This window comes from Saccharopolyspora sp. NPDC045941 (assembly GCF_056431445.1).
On sequence record NZ_JBWKKU010000035.1, the window covers coordinates 1 to 16,107 of the forward strand.

General features: G+C 68.8%; 14 protein-coding genes and 1 pseudogene. 6 read left to right on the top strand and 9 right to left on the bottom strand.

What is annotated here, in order from left to right:
* Positions 1–106 precede the first annotated feature (106 nt).
* The 3 genes and pseudogenes from AC07FN_RS26130 to AC07FN_RS26140 all read right to left on the bottom strand — a co-directional run bounded on the left by AC07FN_RS26130 (position 107) and on the right by AC07FN_RS26140 (position 2,902).
* Positions 107–1,282: an RNA-guided endonuclease InsQ/TnpB family protein gene (locus AC07FN_RS26130; protein WP_478398016.1), complete on the bottom strand. Its 1,176-nt coding sequence runs from the start codon at positions 1,280–1,282 to the stop codon at positions 107–109.
* Between the two features lie 183 nt (positions 1,283–1,465).
* Positions 1,466–2,029 (bottom strand): annotated as a pseudogene (locus AC07FN_RS26135) (CoA transferase subunit A); the annotation flags it as partial.
* A 378-nt stretch (positions 2,030–2,407) separates the two neighbouring features.
* On the bottom strand, positions 2,408–2,902 hold the full coding sequence (locus AC07FN_RS26140; RefSeq protein WP_132482568.1) for a winged helix-turn-helix transcriptional regulator: 495 nt from the start codon (positions 2,900–2,902) through the stop codon (positions 2,408–2,410).
* Between the two features lie 110 nt (positions 2,903–3,012).
* Here AC07FN_RS26140 and AC07FN_RS26145 point away from each other — a divergent pair, with 110 nt between their 5' ends.
* Positions 3,013–3,609 carry a dihydrofolate reductase family protein gene (locus AC07FN_RS26145; protein ID WP_452618704.1) on the top strand — a complete coding sequence of 199 codons (597 nt, stop codon included), beginning with the start codon at positions 3,013–3,015 and terminating at the stop codon, positions 3,607–3,609.
* Positions 3,610–3,731: 122 nt separating this feature from the next.
* Complete coding sequence (locus AC07FN_RS26150; protein ID WP_478398017.1) at positions 3,732–4,436, top strand: SdrD B-like domain-containing protein; 705 nt, start codon at positions 3,732–3,734, stop codon at positions 4,434–4,436.
* A gap of 6 nt (positions 4,437–4,442) precedes the next feature.
* Here AC07FN_RS26150 and AC07FN_RS26155 read toward each other — a convergent pair whose 3' ends face one another.
* Positions 4,443–5,072, bottom strand: coding sequence for an NAD(P)-dependent oxidoreductase (locus tag AC07FN_RS26155; protein WP_478398018.1), 630 nt, complete (start codon positions 5,070–5,072; stop codon positions 4,443–4,445).
* Positions 5,073–5,174: 102 nt separating this feature from the next.
* Between AC07FN_RS26155 and AC07FN_RS26160 the strand changes: the two genes are divergently transcribed.
* Together AC07FN_RS26160 and AC07FN_RS26165 are read left to right on the top strand one after the other, a co-directional pair.
* Positions 5,175–5,738, top strand: a complete 564-nt coding sequence (locus AC07FN_RS26160; RefSeq protein WP_478398019.1) for a TetR/AcrR family transcriptional regulator — start codon at positions 5,175–5,177, stop codon at positions 5,736–5,738.
* A 65-nt stretch (positions 5,739–5,803) separates the two neighbouring features.
* Positions 5,804–6,346 (top strand): DinB family protein, encoded by a 543-nt coding sequence (locus AC07FN_RS26165; protein ID WP_478398020.1) that lies wholly within the window; start codon positions 5,804–5,806, stop codon positions 6,344–6,346.
* Between the two features lie 37 nt (positions 6,347–6,383).
* Here the strand turns inward: AC07FN_RS26165 and AC07FN_RS26170 are convergent, their stop codons facing one another.
* The 3 genes from AC07FN_RS26170 to AC07FN_RS26180 form a co-directional block, all read right to left on the bottom strand.
* Positions 6,384–7,643, bottom strand: a complete 1,260-nt coding sequence (locus tag AC07FN_RS26170) for a M20 family metallopeptidase (RefSeq protein WP_478398021.1) — start codon at positions 7,641–7,643, stop codon at positions 6,384–6,386.
* 324 nt (positions 7,644–7,967) lie between these two features.
* Positions 7,968–10,805: a penicillin acylase family protein gene (locus AC07FN_RS26175; protein ID WP_478398022.1), complete on the bottom strand. Its 2,838-nt coding sequence runs from the start codon at positions 10,803–10,805 to the stop codon at positions 7,968–7,970.
* A 285-nt stretch (positions 10,806–11,090) separates the two neighbouring features.
* Complete coding sequence (locus tag AC07FN_RS26180) at positions 11,091–12,347, bottom strand: LysR family transcriptional regulator (protein WP_478398023.1); 1,257 nt, start codon at positions 12,345–12,347, stop codon at positions 11,091–11,093.
* A 358-nt stretch (positions 12,348–12,705) separates the two neighbouring features.
* Here AC07FN_RS26180 and AC07FN_RS26185 point away from each other — a divergent pair, with 358 nt between their 5' ends.
* On the top strand, positions 12,706–13,296 hold the full coding sequence (locus AC07FN_RS26185) for a hypothetical protein (RefSeq protein ID WP_358576420.1): 591 nt from the start codon (positions 12,706–12,708) through the stop codon (positions 13,294–13,296).
* Between the two features lie 327 nt (positions 13,297–13,623).
* On the opposite strand, the gene AC07FN_RS26190 is transcribed toward AC07FN_RS26185, so the two are convergent.
* Together AC07FN_RS26190 and AC07FN_RS26195 are read right to left on the bottom strand one after the other, a co-directional pair.
* Complete coding sequence (locus AC07FN_RS26190; RefSeq protein ID WP_478398024.1) at positions 13,624–14,487, bottom strand: fumarylacetoacetate hydrolase family protein; 864 nt, start codon at positions 14,485–14,487, stop codon at positions 13,624–13,626.
* Positions 14,488–14,725: 238 nt separating this feature from the next.
* Positions 14,726–15,187, bottom strand: coding sequence for a MarR family winged helix-turn-helix transcriptional regulator (locus tag AC07FN_RS26195; RefSeq protein ID WP_478398025.1), 462 nt, complete (start codon positions 15,185–15,187; stop codon positions 14,726–14,728).
* Between the two features lie 80 nt (positions 15,188–15,267).
* Between AC07FN_RS26195 and AC07FN_RS26200 the strand changes: the two genes are divergently transcribed.
* Positions 15,268–16,050: a dioxygenase family protein gene (locus AC07FN_RS26200; RefSeq protein ID WP_478398026.1), complete on the top strand. Its 783-nt coding sequence runs from the start codon at positions 15,268–15,270 to the stop codon at positions 16,048–16,050.
* The last annotated feature ends 57 nt before the right edge of the window (positions 16,051–16,107 follow it).

Sequence of the window (16,107 nt, forward strand, 5' to 3'; positions counted from 1 at the left end):
ACCGGCACACCCCTGGGAAACACCAGAACTTCCCACCTCACTGCCCTCAATCTCGAACTGGCCGCCTGATCGAAATTGAGCAACAGAGTCCTGAAGGCCGGAGATTCTACTGCGCTTTAGCGGCGCTTCGCTGGGTTCCTGCTTCAACCCCAACCGCCCCGGTAGGGGGTCTTACATCGGGTCCACAGGCGTTTAACCTCTCCACCCGTCCAGCGGCGAGGATGTTACAAGCTGCGTTCACATCACGGTCCAACACAAGCGGGCACTTCTCGCACCGGAACACCCGCTCGTCTAGCGGCATAGCACCCTTCACGTGTCCGCAGGCAGAGCAAGTCTTCGTACTAGGGAGCCACCGGTCGACCACTACCAGCGTTCGGCCGGCGCGGGCGCATTTCTCTTCCAGCAGCTTGCGGAAGCTGCCCCACGATGCGTCGTGCACGCTCCCGGCCAACCGGGTACGGCCCAAACCGGACACAGCCAAGTCTTCCAGGTAGATCGCTTGGTTCTCACGAACGAGCCTGGTCGTTTCCTGGTGCAGCCAGTCCGACCGAGCATCGGCTACCTTGGCGTGCTGCCTGGCCAGGCGCTGCCTGGCCTTGGCGCGGTTATTGCTGCCTTTCTGCTTACGCGACATTTGCCGTTGTGCGCGTTTAAGCTTTCTCTCTGCCTGCCGCAGGAACCTCGGGTTCTCGATCCGCCGTCCCTGGTCGTCGACGGCGAACACAGACAAGCCCAAGTCGAGGCCAGCCTCGATCTCGTTTCCGCATTCGTCGAGCACAGGACCGGTGGTTTCGTCACCGACCTCGACCACGAACGACGCGAAATAGCGGTCATCAGCGGTTTTGATCACCGTGACAGTCTTCGGGACGCTGGGCAGGTTCCGTGACCAGGCAACCTTGATGTCACCGATCTTCCCCAACCGCAACCTGCCATTGTCCAGTATTCGGAACCCGTTGGCTTGGAATCGGATCGTCTGCCTGTTGTCGCGTCGCGACTTAAACCGAGGCACACCCATCCTCCGGCCCACTCGCCTGCCTGCGAGCGAATCGAAGAAGTTCTTGTAGGCCATATCGCAGTCCCGAACGGCCTGCTGCAGCATCGAATGCTGCACGTTCGCCAGCCACGCCCGCTCGGGAGTGCGTTTTGCTTCGGTAATTAACCGCTTCTGCAGTGCCCCCGATGTCGGGTACTCCTCACCTGCCAACCACGCGGCACGACGCGCTGCCACAGCGTCGTTGTAGACCACGCGCGCGCACCCGAACGATAGGGCAAGAGCCTGCATTTGCCCTGGGGCAGGGTAGAGCCGGTACCGGTAACGCAGCTGCAGCGTTGATCACCTCACCTTCACTCTGGGCAGGTTACCGATCAAGGCTGAAAGGGACGCGTACGCCAATAGCCCCTGAAAGACGAAACACCCTCAACTCGAAATCCTGTGCGAGCTCGTATCGAGCATCGGTAGTTCTAGCACCGACGCGCGTGCGCCGAGCATGCCCCAGGCCTGCACGTTCCCGGCCCGGTCGGTGCGCTGCGCGTGGATGATCGAGACGTCCGGGTTCAGCGCGGGCACCACGTGGATCTCGCCGCCGCCGTAGGGGTCGGTGACGCTCTTGATCAGCGGGTTCAGCGCGACCAGGTCGCTGCCGGTGTAGGAGCGGATCGGCGCGAACGGCAGCTTGGCCGCGCCGGCGGCGTAGCGGGCGACCATGCCGCCGTGGCTGTACTCCTCGAACTCCAGCGGCTCCGGATCGTGGTGCTCGATGCGCCGCCGCAGCTCGTGCAGCGACCCGGCGGAGCTGTTGCCGACGAACGACGAGATCAGCTTGGTCACGCACCCGGCCGCGAGCAGCTGGTCCACGAGCGTGTCGCCGGTCATCCGCGCCAGGGTCAGGCCGGTGACGCCCTGCCGGATGATCTCGTGCGCGGCGGCGGTCGGGACCAGGTGGCCGAAGCCCTCCAACGCCACCGTCTGCCCGTCGCGGACGTGCCGGGTTATCGCCTCGGCAAGGCTCAGTGTCTTGTCGGTCGGCACGTTCGCCCCTCCGTTGCAGCTGGCCGAATCACGTTGCGAGCCTTGCACATTCGCGCGCGCCCGAACCAATACCGATTCGGTGGGGAATAGATGCCCAACCGGCATCAACGGGCGCGGTCAGGGCGTGATGGTCAGGGCGGCGAGGACCTCGTCGGTCTGCGTCACCTCGGTGCTCGGCTGCTTGACCTGCACCCACACCAGGCGGCCCGCCGTGGACATCAGCGCGTCCTGCACCACGACCGCGCCGCATCACGACGCAGCTGGAGCTGCCGGAAGGCACGGTGAAGTCCCGGATCCACGGCGCCCGCGCCCGGATGCGCGAGCTCATGGCCCAGCACGCGCACGGCTGACCAACGCCGCCGAGCGCGGGGAACCGCGTCACTCCCGCGCGAGTTCCGCCTCGTAGGCGGCGCGCAGGCGGGCGAAGACCGATTCGGTTCCGGCCGGCCGCGGGATGCCCAGGTGCTGCTCCCGCAACTCGTCCATGAACTCGTCCCACAGCTCGGGGCCGCCCCGTTCGAGCAGTTCGGCGCGGATGGCCAGCTCGCGCGTCACCGGCAGGTGGCGGCGTCCCCAGGCGCCGAGGTGCGCCATGACCGGGACGAGCTGGATGGCGGTCTCGGTGAGGCTGTAGATCACCTTCTGCTTGTGGCTCGGGTCGGCGGCCTTCGACACCAGCCCGTTCTCGACGAGGCGCTGCAGCCGCGACGCGAGGATGTTCGAGGCGATGCCTTCCTCGGAGTTGTTCAGCAGCTCGCGGAAGTGCCTGCGGTTGCCGAACATCATGTCCCGGATGACGACCAGCGACCACTTGTCGCCGAGCACCTCGACGGCGAGGTTGATCGGGCATCCGGATCGGCGCTCGTCCTTCACCGAAACCTCCTTTGATCAGAAACCGCTTGCATTCTGCATCCGGCTCTGCATATGATCCCACTACCGGTTGCAAAACGCAATCGGATGGGACGACGAACACGGGAGAACTCATGTCCAAGGTGGTTTGCGACATCGCCGTTTCGGCCGACGGATACGCTGCCGGGCCCGGCCAGAGCCACGAGAAGCCCTTCGGCGACGGCCCGGTCGACCGGCTGACCGCCTGGATGTTCGAGACCGCGGACGAGAACAAGACCGAAATGGACGCGATCACCGCGGTCGGCGCCAACGTGATGGGGCGCAACATGTTCGGGCCGATCCGCGGCGAGTGGGACCTGGACTGGACAGGCTGGTGGGGCGACGAGCCCCCGTACCACGCCCCGGTCTTCGTGCTCACCCACTACCCGCGCGAGCCCCTGGTCATGGCGGGCGGCACCACCTTCACCTTCGTCACCGACGGCATCGAATCCGCGCTCGACCAGGCGAAGAAGGCGGCGGGCGACCGCAACGTCGCGATCGCCGGCGGCGTGGCCACGGTCAACCAGTACCTCAGCGCCGGGCTCATCGACGAGCTGCGCACCCACATCGCCCCGGTCACGCTCGGCGCCGGAGAGCGGCTGTTCGACGGCGTGCCCGCGCTGGACCTGGAACTGGTTTCGGCACGCCCCGCCTCGCTGGTCACGCACATCACCTACCGCGTCCGCCGCTGAGAACGCGAGTCGTGAGCGCTCCTGGTCGCCACAGCAACCGAAAACACTCACGACAGGGCAACCGCTACCGGGCGAAGCGCGTCTTCGACGCAGAACGGGTACCCACTGCGAGCGGAGGCGTGATGACGGGAAGAGGCGCGGTTTTCGTGGCGGCGAGCGCGTTGGCGCTGCTGGGAACGGCGATGCCGGCGGCAGCCGAGCCGCCGACCGGGACCGTGCGAGGGCTGCACTACTTCGACCGCAACGCCGACGGCGTCTGGCAGCCCGGCGAGCCGAGCGGTGGCAGCGCGGTCGGGCTGTACCACCTGGACGGCAGCTGGGTGGCGACGGTCGGGACGAATCCCGATGCCACGTACGAGATTCCGGGCGTGCCGCCCGGCCGGTACCGGGTCGGCATCAATCCGATCGGCTACCAGATGACCACGCCGGACGAGGTCGTCGTCGAGGTGCACCCCGGCGGCACCAGCACCGCCGACTTCGGCAAGCTCGGCAGCGACATCACCGGCGTCGCCTGGCACGACCTCAACGCCGACGGGCAACGCCAGGCGGATGAGCCGTTGCTGCCCGATATCCGCTTCTGGATCGGCAGGTGGGGCAGCGGCAGCGACGGCACCGGGCACTACGCGATGCCGAACCAGGGCACCAGCACCTACGTCCTGCGCTTCGTCCCGCCCGAGGGCATGGGCTTCTCGCCGCAGCACGTCGGCGCGCCGGAGACCGACTCCGACGCCGCCCCGGCCGACGGCACCGCCACCGCCGTCGTCGCGCTGACCGACGGCAAGATCAACCAGGTCCCGAACCTCGACATCGGGCTGATCACGAAGTAGCCGGGTTCAGTCGGCGACCGCGATCGCCTTGCCCACCGAGCCCGGATCGGCGAGCTCGCGCAGCAGGCAGTCGGCCACGTTCGCCCGCGAGATCCGCTTGGCGCCGCGCACGTTCCGGTCGACCGCCGTCCGGTACCGGCCGGTGCGCGGGCCGTTCGTGAGCTGCGGCGGCCGGATGATCGTCCAGTCCAGCCCGCTGGCCCGGACGACTTCCTCCATGTGGCCCATGTCCGTCCAGGGGTTCCGGAGGATGCGCCACAGGATCGGCTTGATCACGTGCTTGGTCACCGGGCCGTCGCCATCGGAGAGCATGCCGCAGTTGCTGACCACGAGGAACCGGCGCGCACCGGCGGCGGCCATCGCGTCGAGGATGCTCCTGGTGCTGTCGGTCTGGATGGTGGTCGGCTTCAGGTCACGTGAGCCGATCGCCGAGATCACCGCGTCCCGACCGGCCACGTGCGGCCGTATCGCGGCGGGGTCCATCACGTCGGCGGTCACCACGGTCAGCCCCGGGTGGTCGTGGGCGAGCCGCGCCGGGTCCCGCACCACGGCGGTGACCTCGTGCCCCGCCGCGCAGGCCTGTTCGAGCAGGTGCTTCCCGGTGCCGCCGGTCGCCCCGAAGATCGTGATCCGCATGTTCCGCACCCCATCGAGTTGGTGAGTGTTCACTAACCATTATGGTGGGTGAACACTCACCAACTTGTCAACGAGAGGTGCGCTGTGGGAACTCGCCACCGGATGCTAGACGCCGCAGCGCACGTGATGCGCACCCGCGGCCTCGCCCGCGCCACCACCAAGGAGATCGCCAAGGAGGCCGGCTACTCGGAAGCCGCGCTGTACAAGCACTTCCGCGACAAGACCGACCTGTTCCTCGGCGTCCTGCTGGAACGCGTGCCCAGCAACATCCACGAGCTGCTCGCCGCGCTGGACGAGCGTGCGGGACGCGGGGCCGTGCGGGAAACGCTGGAGGAGGTCGCGGCCGAAGCGATCGACTTCTACACCGACACGTTCCCGATCGCGGCGTCCCTGTTCTCCGAACCGGCCCTGCTGGCGGCCCACCGAACCGCGCTGCAGGAGCGGAACATGGGCCCCAACGTGGTGCGCGAGAAGCTCGCGGCCTACCTCGCGGCCGAGCAGCGAGCGGGAGCGATCGACCGGGGAGCGAACCCGGAAGCCCTGGCGGCGCTCCTCCTCGGCGCCTGCCTCCAGTCGGCGTTCTTCGCCCACTTCACCGACCAACCCAGCCCACCCCCGGCCGACCTGGTCGAAGCCCTCCTCACCAACCCGACCCCACACCGGTAACCGACCGAACGGCCGGGAGTGTCGGAGGGCGGTGGGAAGGTTCGGTTCTTCGATTGGAGGGCATCGTGTCGGAAATCCCAGTCAGCACTTCGCTTCGGTGGGCCGGCGGTGATCGGGCCGAGCCGCCGCTGACCGGCAGCGAGTTCGAGACGCTCAGCGCTTTCCTGGAATGGCACCGGGAAACACTGGCGCTGAAGTGCGCCGACGTGCCGGCCGCGCAGCTGTCCGCCCGGCTCGTCGAGCCTTCCGGGCTTTCGCTGCACGGCCTGGTGCGGCACCTCGCCGGGGTCGAGCGGTGGTGGTTCCGCATCCAGTTCGCCCAGGAGGACGTGCCGCTGCTGTACTACTCCGACGACGATCCAGACCAGGACTTCGACGACCTGGGCGGCGATTTCGCGGCCGCGCTGGAAACCTGGCGGGCGGAGTGCGCGAGGTCCCGCGAGATCGTCGCCGCGGCCGGCTCGCTGGACGACACCGGCATCCGCCGCTCCACCGGCGAGCCGATCTCGCTGCGCTGGGTCATGTTCAACCTGCTGGCCGAGTACGCCCGCCACAACGGCCACGCCGACATGCTGCGCGAACGCATCGACGGCGCCACCGGCACGTGAGGTTCGGCGCGGTTTCCGCGGAAACCGCGCCGGACGGTCAGCTCTTCGCCAGCCACTCCAGGGCCGCCGTGGTCATCGCCGTCACGCCGGTCGTCAGGGTCGGCTCGACGACCGGGGCGAAGAACGGCGAGTGGTTGGACGGGATCTCCCGGTTGAGGGTGCCCGCGTCCTTCGCCGCCCGCCACTTCTCCCGGTCGGTGCCGCCGAAGAACCAGTAGCAGGTCGGCACGCCCGCCGCGGTGCCGAAGAGCCCGACGTCCTCGCTGCCGACCACCGGCGGCAGTTCTTGCACCTGGCCGTCGCCGAGCTCCTTGCGCAGCGCCGCCGTCGTCCGGCCGGTGACCTCGGGATCGTTCACCAGCACCGGGAAGTCCGTGAGCCGCTCGAACTCCGGCTCGCGCTCGGCCCCGGCGGCGATCGCCTCGGCGCGCACGATGCGCTGCACGGCCGCGATCACGTGTTCCCGGACCCGCTCGTCGAAGGAGCGGATGTTGACCCGCAGTTCGGCCTGGTCGGGGATGATGTTGTCCTTCGTGCCCGCCTTGATCGAGCCCACGGTCACCACCGCGGTGTCGCTCGGGGCGACCTCCCGGGACACGACGGTCTGCAGGCGCATCACGGTCGCCGAGGCCATCACCACCGGGTCGATGGCGTTCTGCGGCTGGGAACCGTGCGCGCCGCGCCCGAACATGGTGACCTTCAGGCCGTCGGCGGCGGACATGCTGGGGCCGCTGATCATGCCGACCGCCCCCGCCTCGAACGGGAAGACGTGCTGGCCCAGGCACACGTCCGGCTTCGGGAACCGGTCGAGGAAGCCGTCGTCGATCATCGCCTGCGCACCGGCCCCGATCTCCTCCGCGGGCTGGAACACCGCGACGATCGTGCCCGCCCACCGGTCGCGGGCCGCGACCAGCAGGTCCAGCGCGCCGAGCTGGCAGGTGACGTGCATGTCGTGGCCGCAGGCGTGCATCACCGGGACGTCGTTGCCGTCCGGGTCGGTGCCGCGGCGGGTGCTGGCGTAGTCGAGCCCGGTCTGCTCCAGGACGGGCAGCGCGTCGAAGTCCGCGCGCAGCAGCACCGTCGGCCCGTCGCCGTTGCGAAGCACGCCGACCACGCCGGTGCGCCCGACCTCGGTGGTGACCTCCAGGCCCAGCGCTTCCAGCCGGCGTGCGACCTCGGCGGCCGTCCGGTGCTCGGCGAAGGACAGCTCCGGGTTCGCGTGCAGATCCTTGTACAGCTCGGTGAGATCAGCCCGGATGTCGTCGAGTCGGCCCAACACGGCCTCAAGATCGCCCACAGCGCCTCCGTTCGTCGGACCTCACGGTATGCGCGATCATCCGCACGCACCACACCCGGCCGTTGCACAGGCACCTCGAGGCGAACTCAGAATTGGCGACGCGGGCTCTGGTTGCACGGGCTTTGTCTTTGAAGCGGCGCAGCCGCTTAGCCCACCTACGCAACTCGCACCGCCGCGGGTTCTCAGGGGCCTTCTCGCGAGGACAGCCCCGACGTGGTGAATCGGTCATTCATGATGTCGGGGATCCCACAGCGAGAAGGCCGCAGCAACTCCCGCAGGGGGCCGCCACCCCCACCGCCACGCAAAAAGAGCCGGGTCGGGCCCTCATCTGCGGGTGGGGAACTCGACGACCTGTTGGTACGTGGGGCGGTTCTGCCAGCTGATCTTCTCCTGGCTGATGCCGCCGATCTTGGTCTGCAGGATGGCGTCCGCGCACCACTGGTCGCCGGGCTTGCAGTCCGCGTCGCCGGGATAGGTGTCCGTCGCCGGGGTCTCCGCGGCCTGCCGCAGGGTGTCCAGCAGCATCTGCCGGCACGCCCCGGCGTCACCGCCGCCGCACAGCGGCTCGCCGAACCCGCCGGGCACCGGCTCGCCCAGCACCGCGCGGATGTCCTTGGACACCTGCCCGAACCAGCCGAACTGGAACGCCGAGCCCTGGTGGCCCTGGCCGACGTGCAGGCCCGGCTCGCCGTTCTGCCAGCCCGACGGCGACTCGTTGATCTGCATCATGTCCGTCATCGCCCGGTAGGCGTCGGCGCCCACGGCCGGCTCGAACTCGCCGCGCACCAGCCGCGGCCACCACGCGTCCAGCAGCTCGATCGCCTCGGCGTGCGCGTACTCCTTGCTGCCCGGCGAGATTTCCACCCGCCTGCCGCCGTCGGCGAGCCACTCGCGCAGCCGGTCGACCAGCTCCGACGTCTCCGGATCGGTGACCGGTTGGCTGTCGATGAGCCGCAGCAGGTCCGGGAGCACCCGTTCGGCGCGCAGGTCGGTGACGCCCGCGTCGGCCATCGCCTGCGTCAGCGTGACGCGGTCGAACTTGCCGCCCGACGCGATGTGCTCGGCGACGCGGCGGTCGAGCAGGTCACCCCGCTGCACCGCGCCCTTCTCCGCCTTGGCCCCAGCGGTGCCGGGCGCCTGCTTGTTGTTCCAGCTGATGTAGTAGTCCTGGTTGATCGAGTTCGGGTGCTCGTGGAACGGGGCGTAGGCCGCGGTGTTGTCCGCCGGGTTCCAGCCCTGCCACTCGAACGCCGGGTCGCCTACGATCGGCATGCTCGGGTCGACGTCGGGCTTGCGCACCACGTTCGCCCCGGAGTTGAAGTACGCCGTGTCGGTCGCGTCGGCGTAGAACCAGTTGAACGTGTAGTTGATGTCGTGGGCGGCGCGCTGGAAGTCCGCCGCCGAGGTGATCGCGCCCGGGTCGTTGAACTTCTGGAACCCGATGATCGAGTCGACCTCGTGCAGGAACGTCGAGCGGGCCCGCGCGAACGCCACCGGCTGCCCGTCGACCGTCGCCCGGTGCGTCACCGGGCCGTAGCGGGTGCGGAAGGACACCAGGCGGTAGGAGCCCTGCGGGGTGTTGTCGCCGAGGTTCGGCTGCCAGGCGTTCTTGCGCTCGACGGTCTGCATCGGCAGGCATTCGCCGCGGAAGCGGTAGAAGTTCGAGTCCTTCGTGGCCGGGCGGCCGTCGGGTTCGCACAGCTCGACGGCGTAGGAATCGATCATGTCCTGCGATGCGGTGGTGGCGCTCCAGGCGTAGTCCTGGCCGCGGCCGAGCAGCGTGTAGAAGCTCAGCCCGGCGAAGGACGCGCCCTTCGACGAGATGCCGGGGCCCTGGAGTTCCTGCAGGGTCAGCAGCTGCGGCGAGAAGTAGCCGGTCTGCGGCCCGAAGACGGCCACCGGGTGGCCGCTCTCGGTGTGCGCGCCGGAGACGACGAGCGCGTTGGACATGCCGCGGGCCTGCCCCATGTCACCGGGCACCACGCCGTCGTCGAAGATGCCGCGCAGGCTCTCCACCGGGTCGTCGGTGGTCGGCGGCGGGTTGCTCGATTCCGCCCGGGTGGCCGGTTCGGCGGCCTCGACGGCCGATCCGGTCGGGTCGAAGATCAGCTGTTGCGCGGACACCGAACCGGGATCGGGCAGCACGACGCCGCGCGGGTCCGCCGGCGTTCCGCCGTAGGGGAACGACTGTCCATCGTGGATGGTGCTGATCGCTTCTGGATCGTTCTCGGCGCGGAAGGCCGCCCAGATCTGCTCGCCGCGCTCCGGGCCGAACCGCTCGTGCAGCGACATCCGCGCGACGGCGTTCTGCACCTCGTTGCCGCCGCCACCGCCGAACTGGGCGCCGACCAGCGACGCCAGCACGACCAGGTCGGTGAGCCTGAACGGCTCGATCCGGCCGGCGTTGGTGATCGGGTCGACGTGCCCGGTGGCGACGTACTCGCCGGGGAAGTAGCGCCCGTTGTAGGACTTGTCGATGTACTCGTTGATGCCGTCCACATAGGACTTCGCGTCTTCGAGGGCCTGGCGCCCGCGCTCGCCGTACCGCGCGACGGTGTCGATCTGCTGCTGCAGCTCCTGCTCGGTGTACGGCGAGACGGCGAAGAACTGCTGCTCCAGCTGGCGGTTGGCCGGCGCACCACCGGCGAACGGCGACACCTCGCCGCGCCCGGCGCGGCGCATCGCGTCCATCAGGAACAGCTTGTCCTCGGCGATCGCGTAGCCCGCGCCGTAGGCGGTGCCGGAGCGCGTCGTGCCGTAGATGTGCGGGATCCCGGCGGTCTTGTCCCGGACGATGGTGACGTCTTCGCGCGGCCGGTAGGTCCGCTCGACGTCGTCGGGCCGCACGCCGAAGGAGTTGTCGTTGAAGAAGTCGTCGATGGTTCCCGTCGTCAGCTCGCGGTAACCGCCGGCGAGGCGGTCGTACTTGGCGAGCTGGTCGTCGGAGTGCGGCGGGCGGGTGCCCAGCAGCATGTGCGCGACGAGGTCGGCGAAGGTCGCGTTGCCGTTCTGGCCGGGCGGCAGGATGTGGTGGCACTGCTCCTGGCAGTAGTCCGGGGCGGGTTCCGGGATCGGCTCGGCGGTCGAAGCCGGTGCGAGCACCAGGGAACCGACGACTGCCGCGGCGCTGAGCGCGGCCAGGGTGCGCGAACGTCGCGGCATGCCAGGTCCTCTCGGTCGGTTTCGCCGAGTCCGGACGCTAGCCACCCGGAACCAAAACCGAAAGGCTTTCACGTTCGCCTTGACCCTAACGGCCCAGCACGAAACCCCGGCAGCACCAACGACAACCAGCGAGAACCGGCGACACCCGGCACCGACCGGCACCGACCGGCACCGACCGGCACCGACCGGCACCGACCGCAGGATCCTGTGGACAACTCCCCCGACCTGTGGACAACTTCCGCAATTTCAATGGAAATCAGAGGTCCGATTTCCATTGAAATTGCGTCAGGACGCCTTGGCGGTGGCGACCTCGCCGCTCTTCCACTTGGTGTTCTCCAGTTCCAGCGCCGTCCACAGCAGGTTCAGCGGGTGTTCGGCGTAGTAGCCCTGCCGCTCCCCTCGGCGCGTGAAGGCGCCCACCAGCACCTGCATCTTCGGGCCGACGTCGTTGATCAGCTCAATGGTGCGCAGGCCCTGGCCTTCGGGCAGCCGCCCGTCACCGGCCGCCTCGCCCACGCCCTGCGTGACGATCATGCAGCCGTGCAGCAGTTCCGAGCGCAGCAGGTCGAACCCGTAGCGGACGTCGTCGATCTCGGCGGCGATGTCGAGCTTGTCCCGGAAGTCGGTGCCGAACCACCCGTGCAGGAACCCGGAGATCAGCCCGCTCGCCGGAACCACCAGCGGCACCGCGTGGAGTTCACTCGCGCGCAACGCGCGGTTCGGCAACTGTTCTCCGGATAAGTTGGTGACCAGGCTCAGCCCGCTGCGCCGCCACTCCATCACGTCGAATTCAGCAAGCACGGCGTCGCCCTCGGACACCAGCGCGCTGCCGCAGACGAGGTCCGCCTGCTTCGTCCGCAACGCATCCAACAACTCGCGGGTCCGCAAGTGCGTGACGCGCAAATCGATTCCACGATCCTGAAATTCCTCGGCGACGTGTTCACCTGCATTGGCGAGGAAACCGAGAGTGAAGCGAGTGGTGCCGACAGTAACCGTTTCGCCACGAAGTCGTCGCGTTTCGCGCACCCCGTCGAGCCAATCGCCCAAGGTGTCCCGCGCGATCTCCACGAACGCTTCGCCGGAGGCGGTGAACAGCACCTTCTTCCCGCGCCCCTGCTTGATGACGAGCGGTTCTCCGCACAGCTGCGTGAAGTTCCGGTTCAAGGTGTCCAACTGCTTCTGCACGCTGGACTGCTCGCGCCCGAGCGAACGCGCCGCTGCCAGCGCCGTTCCCAACTCGTGCACCAGGACCAGCGTCCGCATCTGGTCCATTGTGGTGTCCAGCAAAGCGGACGGTGATTGCAGCAGGCGGCTGCGCAGGTCGGTCGCGGGCAGGCTGGCGGTTCCGGCTAACGGCACGGCATGCGTCCCTCTCTCTATCCCTTTCCCGCGCCGGAGTGTAGTGCGCCGAACTGATCTGCGTGCCAGAACTAATGATCTGCGGAATTTTTCCGAAAAGTGCTGGAATCCGTTGCGGCGCGGTGTAATGATCTGCCTCGCCCCAACGGCGGTCCTTCGACGACCGCCCGGTTCGGTTCGCACCGACCGGTCAGCTCGGGGCATTTCGCACGGACGCGGGCCCTGCGGTGGCGTGAGCACCGCAACCCGCTTGGAGAGGATTCGCGAAGCACCATGCGCATCACCACCGCTGCGCCCTGCCCGGGCGCGGCGTCGGACGAGGCTCGTTTCAGCAGCGCTTGGGCTCGCGCTGCGCGAAATCGCGTCGGACAGCGGGAGCGACGCGCGGTGGTCGACACGGCTACCGGCTCCCCCGACGGATGCTCCGCCCGGAAACGGTCACGCCCACCCGGCGGCACCGCAGCCGCCGGCCGAGGTGATCGCGCCCCGCGGATCCCCCCACCGATCCCCCTTTCATGAACCCTGGCAAGGAGAAACAGCCGTGACGTACTCCCAGACCGCTCCCCCGGCGGACGGCCCCGTCCAGACCGCGTTGAAGAAGCCCGCCACGCTGCTGGCGCTGGTGGTCATCTCCGCGATCTCCGCGTTATCCGGCCTGATCGGTGCGATCTACCTGTTCGCAGGCGGCCGCGACCTCGCCGACAGCTACGCGACCGACGTCGCGATCAACAACCCCTCGCTGGTCGGCCTCGACACGGTCATGGAGACCATGGGCACCGACAACCCCCAGGAGGCCATCGACCTCGCCAAGTCCGTTGACGAATGGGACACCATGGTCTCGCTCGCGCACGCCGGGCTGATCTTCAAGGCGTTCCTGCTGATCATCTTCGCCGCGCCGCTGCTGCTGTTCACCCTGTTCGCGATCAAGGGCTCGACCTGGTCGCGCGTGCTGGTCACCATCTTCGCGATCCTGTCGCTGATCGGCGGCCTGGCGGCGGCGTTCGACGACGGCGGCCCGGGACTGGTGAACACCATGGGCTACATCGGCCTGGCGACCGCGGTCATCGCGGTCGTGCTGTGCTGGCTGCCGGCCAACAACCGCTACGCGAAGGCGCGGAAGCTGGCGGCCTGATCTGGAATCAGCAGCGTCGCACTGGGGGTCGGCGCAGCGGAGTTCCACGAAGACGGCGACCCGGCACCGAGGGGGTTCGGTGCCGGGTCGCCGTCTTTCTTGCGTCAGAACCTGTTAGCGCAGTTGGAATCGATCTTGCCGTTGAAGCGGCGCAGCCGCTTAGCCCACCTACGCGACTCGCACCGCCGCGGGTTCTCAGGGGTCTTCTCGCGAGGACAGCCCCGACGTGGTGAATTGGCTATTCATGAGTCGGGGATCCCACAGCGAGAAGGCCCCTGAGGTTCCGCTACCCGCACCGCCACGCAGAACAAGCCCGGAAACAGCCCCTCAGGCCGACTTGAGCTGCTGGCGCTGGCGGCCGAGACCGTCGATCTCCAGTTCCATCACGTCGCCCGCGGCCAGGTACGGGAACTTCCCGGACAGCGCCACGCCTTCCGGCGTGCCGGTGTTGACCAGGTCTCCCGGCTCCAGCGTCAGGTACTGCGAGAGGTGCCTGATGATCTCCGCCACGTCGAAGATCATGTCCGACGTGCTGGAGTCCTGCCGCGCATCGCCGTTGACGAACGTCCGCAGCCGCAGCGCTTGCGGATCGGCGATCTCGTCGGCCGGGACCAGCCACGGGCCGACCGGGTTGAACGTCTCGCAGCACTTGCCCTTGGACCACTGCCCGCCGGAGTGTTCCTTCTGGAACGCCCGCTCGGACACGTCGTTGGACACCACGAACCCGGCGATGCTGGCCAGCGCCTCCTCCGCGCTGTCCAGGTAGCGGGCCCGGCGGCCGATCACGATGCCCAGCTCCACCTCCCAGTCGGTCTGCTCGGCGCCGCGCGGGATCAGCACCTCGTCGTACGGCCCGACGACCGTGTTCGGGTGCTTGAAGAACAGGATCGGCACCTCCGGCGGGGCCGAGCCGGACTCGGCGGCGTGCGCGGCGTAGTTCTGGCCGATGCACAGCACCGCCATCGGCCGCGCGATCGGCGCGCCGACCCGCAGGCCGGTGCCGTCGCCAGGGTCGTCGACCGCCGGGAGTTCGCCGGCGGCCAGCGCCGCGCGGGCCCGCTGGATGCCGTCGCCGGCCAGGAAGTCCCCGTCGATGTCGTCGGTGATCGGGCTCAATTCGAACACCCGGCCCTGGTCGTCCGCCACGTGCGGGCGCTCGGCCCCCACCGGACCCAACCTCAGAAACTTCATCTCTCTCCTTCGAAATGCGCGTGGCGGTCGCGCTGCGCCACGCAACTTCCTTCGGTCCTGCCGCGGCGTCCGGGCGGCCGGGTGGGGCGCGGTGCGCCCCGAGCCCATCGGCACGGCAGCCCTCAGACTTTCCACGGAACCGGTCCAGAAGGCAATACTCCGCGGGCAGGCATGTGCCTTCACATACCAGAAGAGACTTCGGTGTCCTGAAAATTTGATCAGGGACGCGAGTGCGCCGTCAAGGCCGCTCGCGGAGCGCGCGGGTCACCGCCCCCAGCCCGGTCGCGATGGCGCGCAGCTGGTCGCGGCTGAGCACGTCGATGAGGTTCGCGCGGACCAGCTCGACGTGCCCGGGCGCGGCCTCGCGCAGCTTCTCCCGGCCGGCGTCGGCGAGCCCGGCGATGACGCCGCGGTCGTCGGTGTCGCAGGTCCGGCGGTATACCAGGCCCGCCTTCTCCAGCTGCGTGACCTGGTACGTCAGGCCGCTCTTCGACGTCACCACCCGCTGGGCGAGCTCGGTCATGCGCATCTCGCCGCCGGGCTCGGCGGCGAGCCGGACCAGGATCTCGTACTGCGGGTGCGACAGCCCGGCCTGCTCGCGCAGCTGCTGCTCGACCCGCCGGGCGACCAGGTTGCTCGCCTCCACGAAGGCGTTCCAGGCGGCCATCTCCTCGGCGTCGAGCCAGCGCGGTTCCGTCATGCCCACCAGCCTAGCTTGTTCAAATTCGAACAACAGCGTACCTTCGGAGGTGTAGTTCAAATTCGAACGAGGAGATCGCCATGACCGCTCCGGCGACGGGCCGGATGCCCGCCCTCTACCTCAGCCACGGCGCCCCGCCGCTGGCCGACGACCAGCTGTGGACCGGGCAGCTCGCCGCCTGGTCACGGGATCTGCCGAAGCCGAAGGCGATCCTGATCATCTCGGCGCACTGGGAGGAGGCCCCGCTGGCGATCGGCGCCACGACGACCGTGCCGCTGGTCTACGACTTCTGGGGCTTCCCCGAGCACTACTACTCGGTCCAGTACGCCGCGCCCGGCGCCCCGGAACTCGCCGCGCGGGTGCGCTCGCTGCTGCGCGGCCCGGACACCCCGGTGCAGGACTTCCCGGAGCGCGGGCTCGACCACGGCGCCTACGTGCCGCTGAAGGAGATGTACCCCGACGCCGACGTGCCGGTGCTGCAGATCTCCATGCCGACGCTGGAGCCGGAGCGCCTGATGCGCATCGGCCAGGCGCTCAAACCGCTGCGCGACGAAGGCGTGCTCATCGTGGGCAGCGGCTTCTTCACCCACAACCTCGCTGCGCTGCGCGCCGAGACCACCCCGAGCTGGTCGACGGAGTTCGACGACTGGGGCAGGCAGGCGCTGGAGGCCCGCGACGTCGACGCGCTGCTCGACTTCGAGCGCAAGGCCCCGGCGGGCCGCCTGGCGCATCCGCGCACGGAGCACTTCGCCCCGCTGTTCGTCACGCTGGGCGCCGCCGGCTCAGACCTCGACCGGCAGAAGATCGCCATCGACGGCTTCTGGTGGGGCCTGGCCAAGCGCTCCATCCAGTTCGGCTCGTGAGATGGCGATTTCGCGCGAAATCGCCGGGCAGAGCCGCCTTTCGCGGCGCCGGCTCGC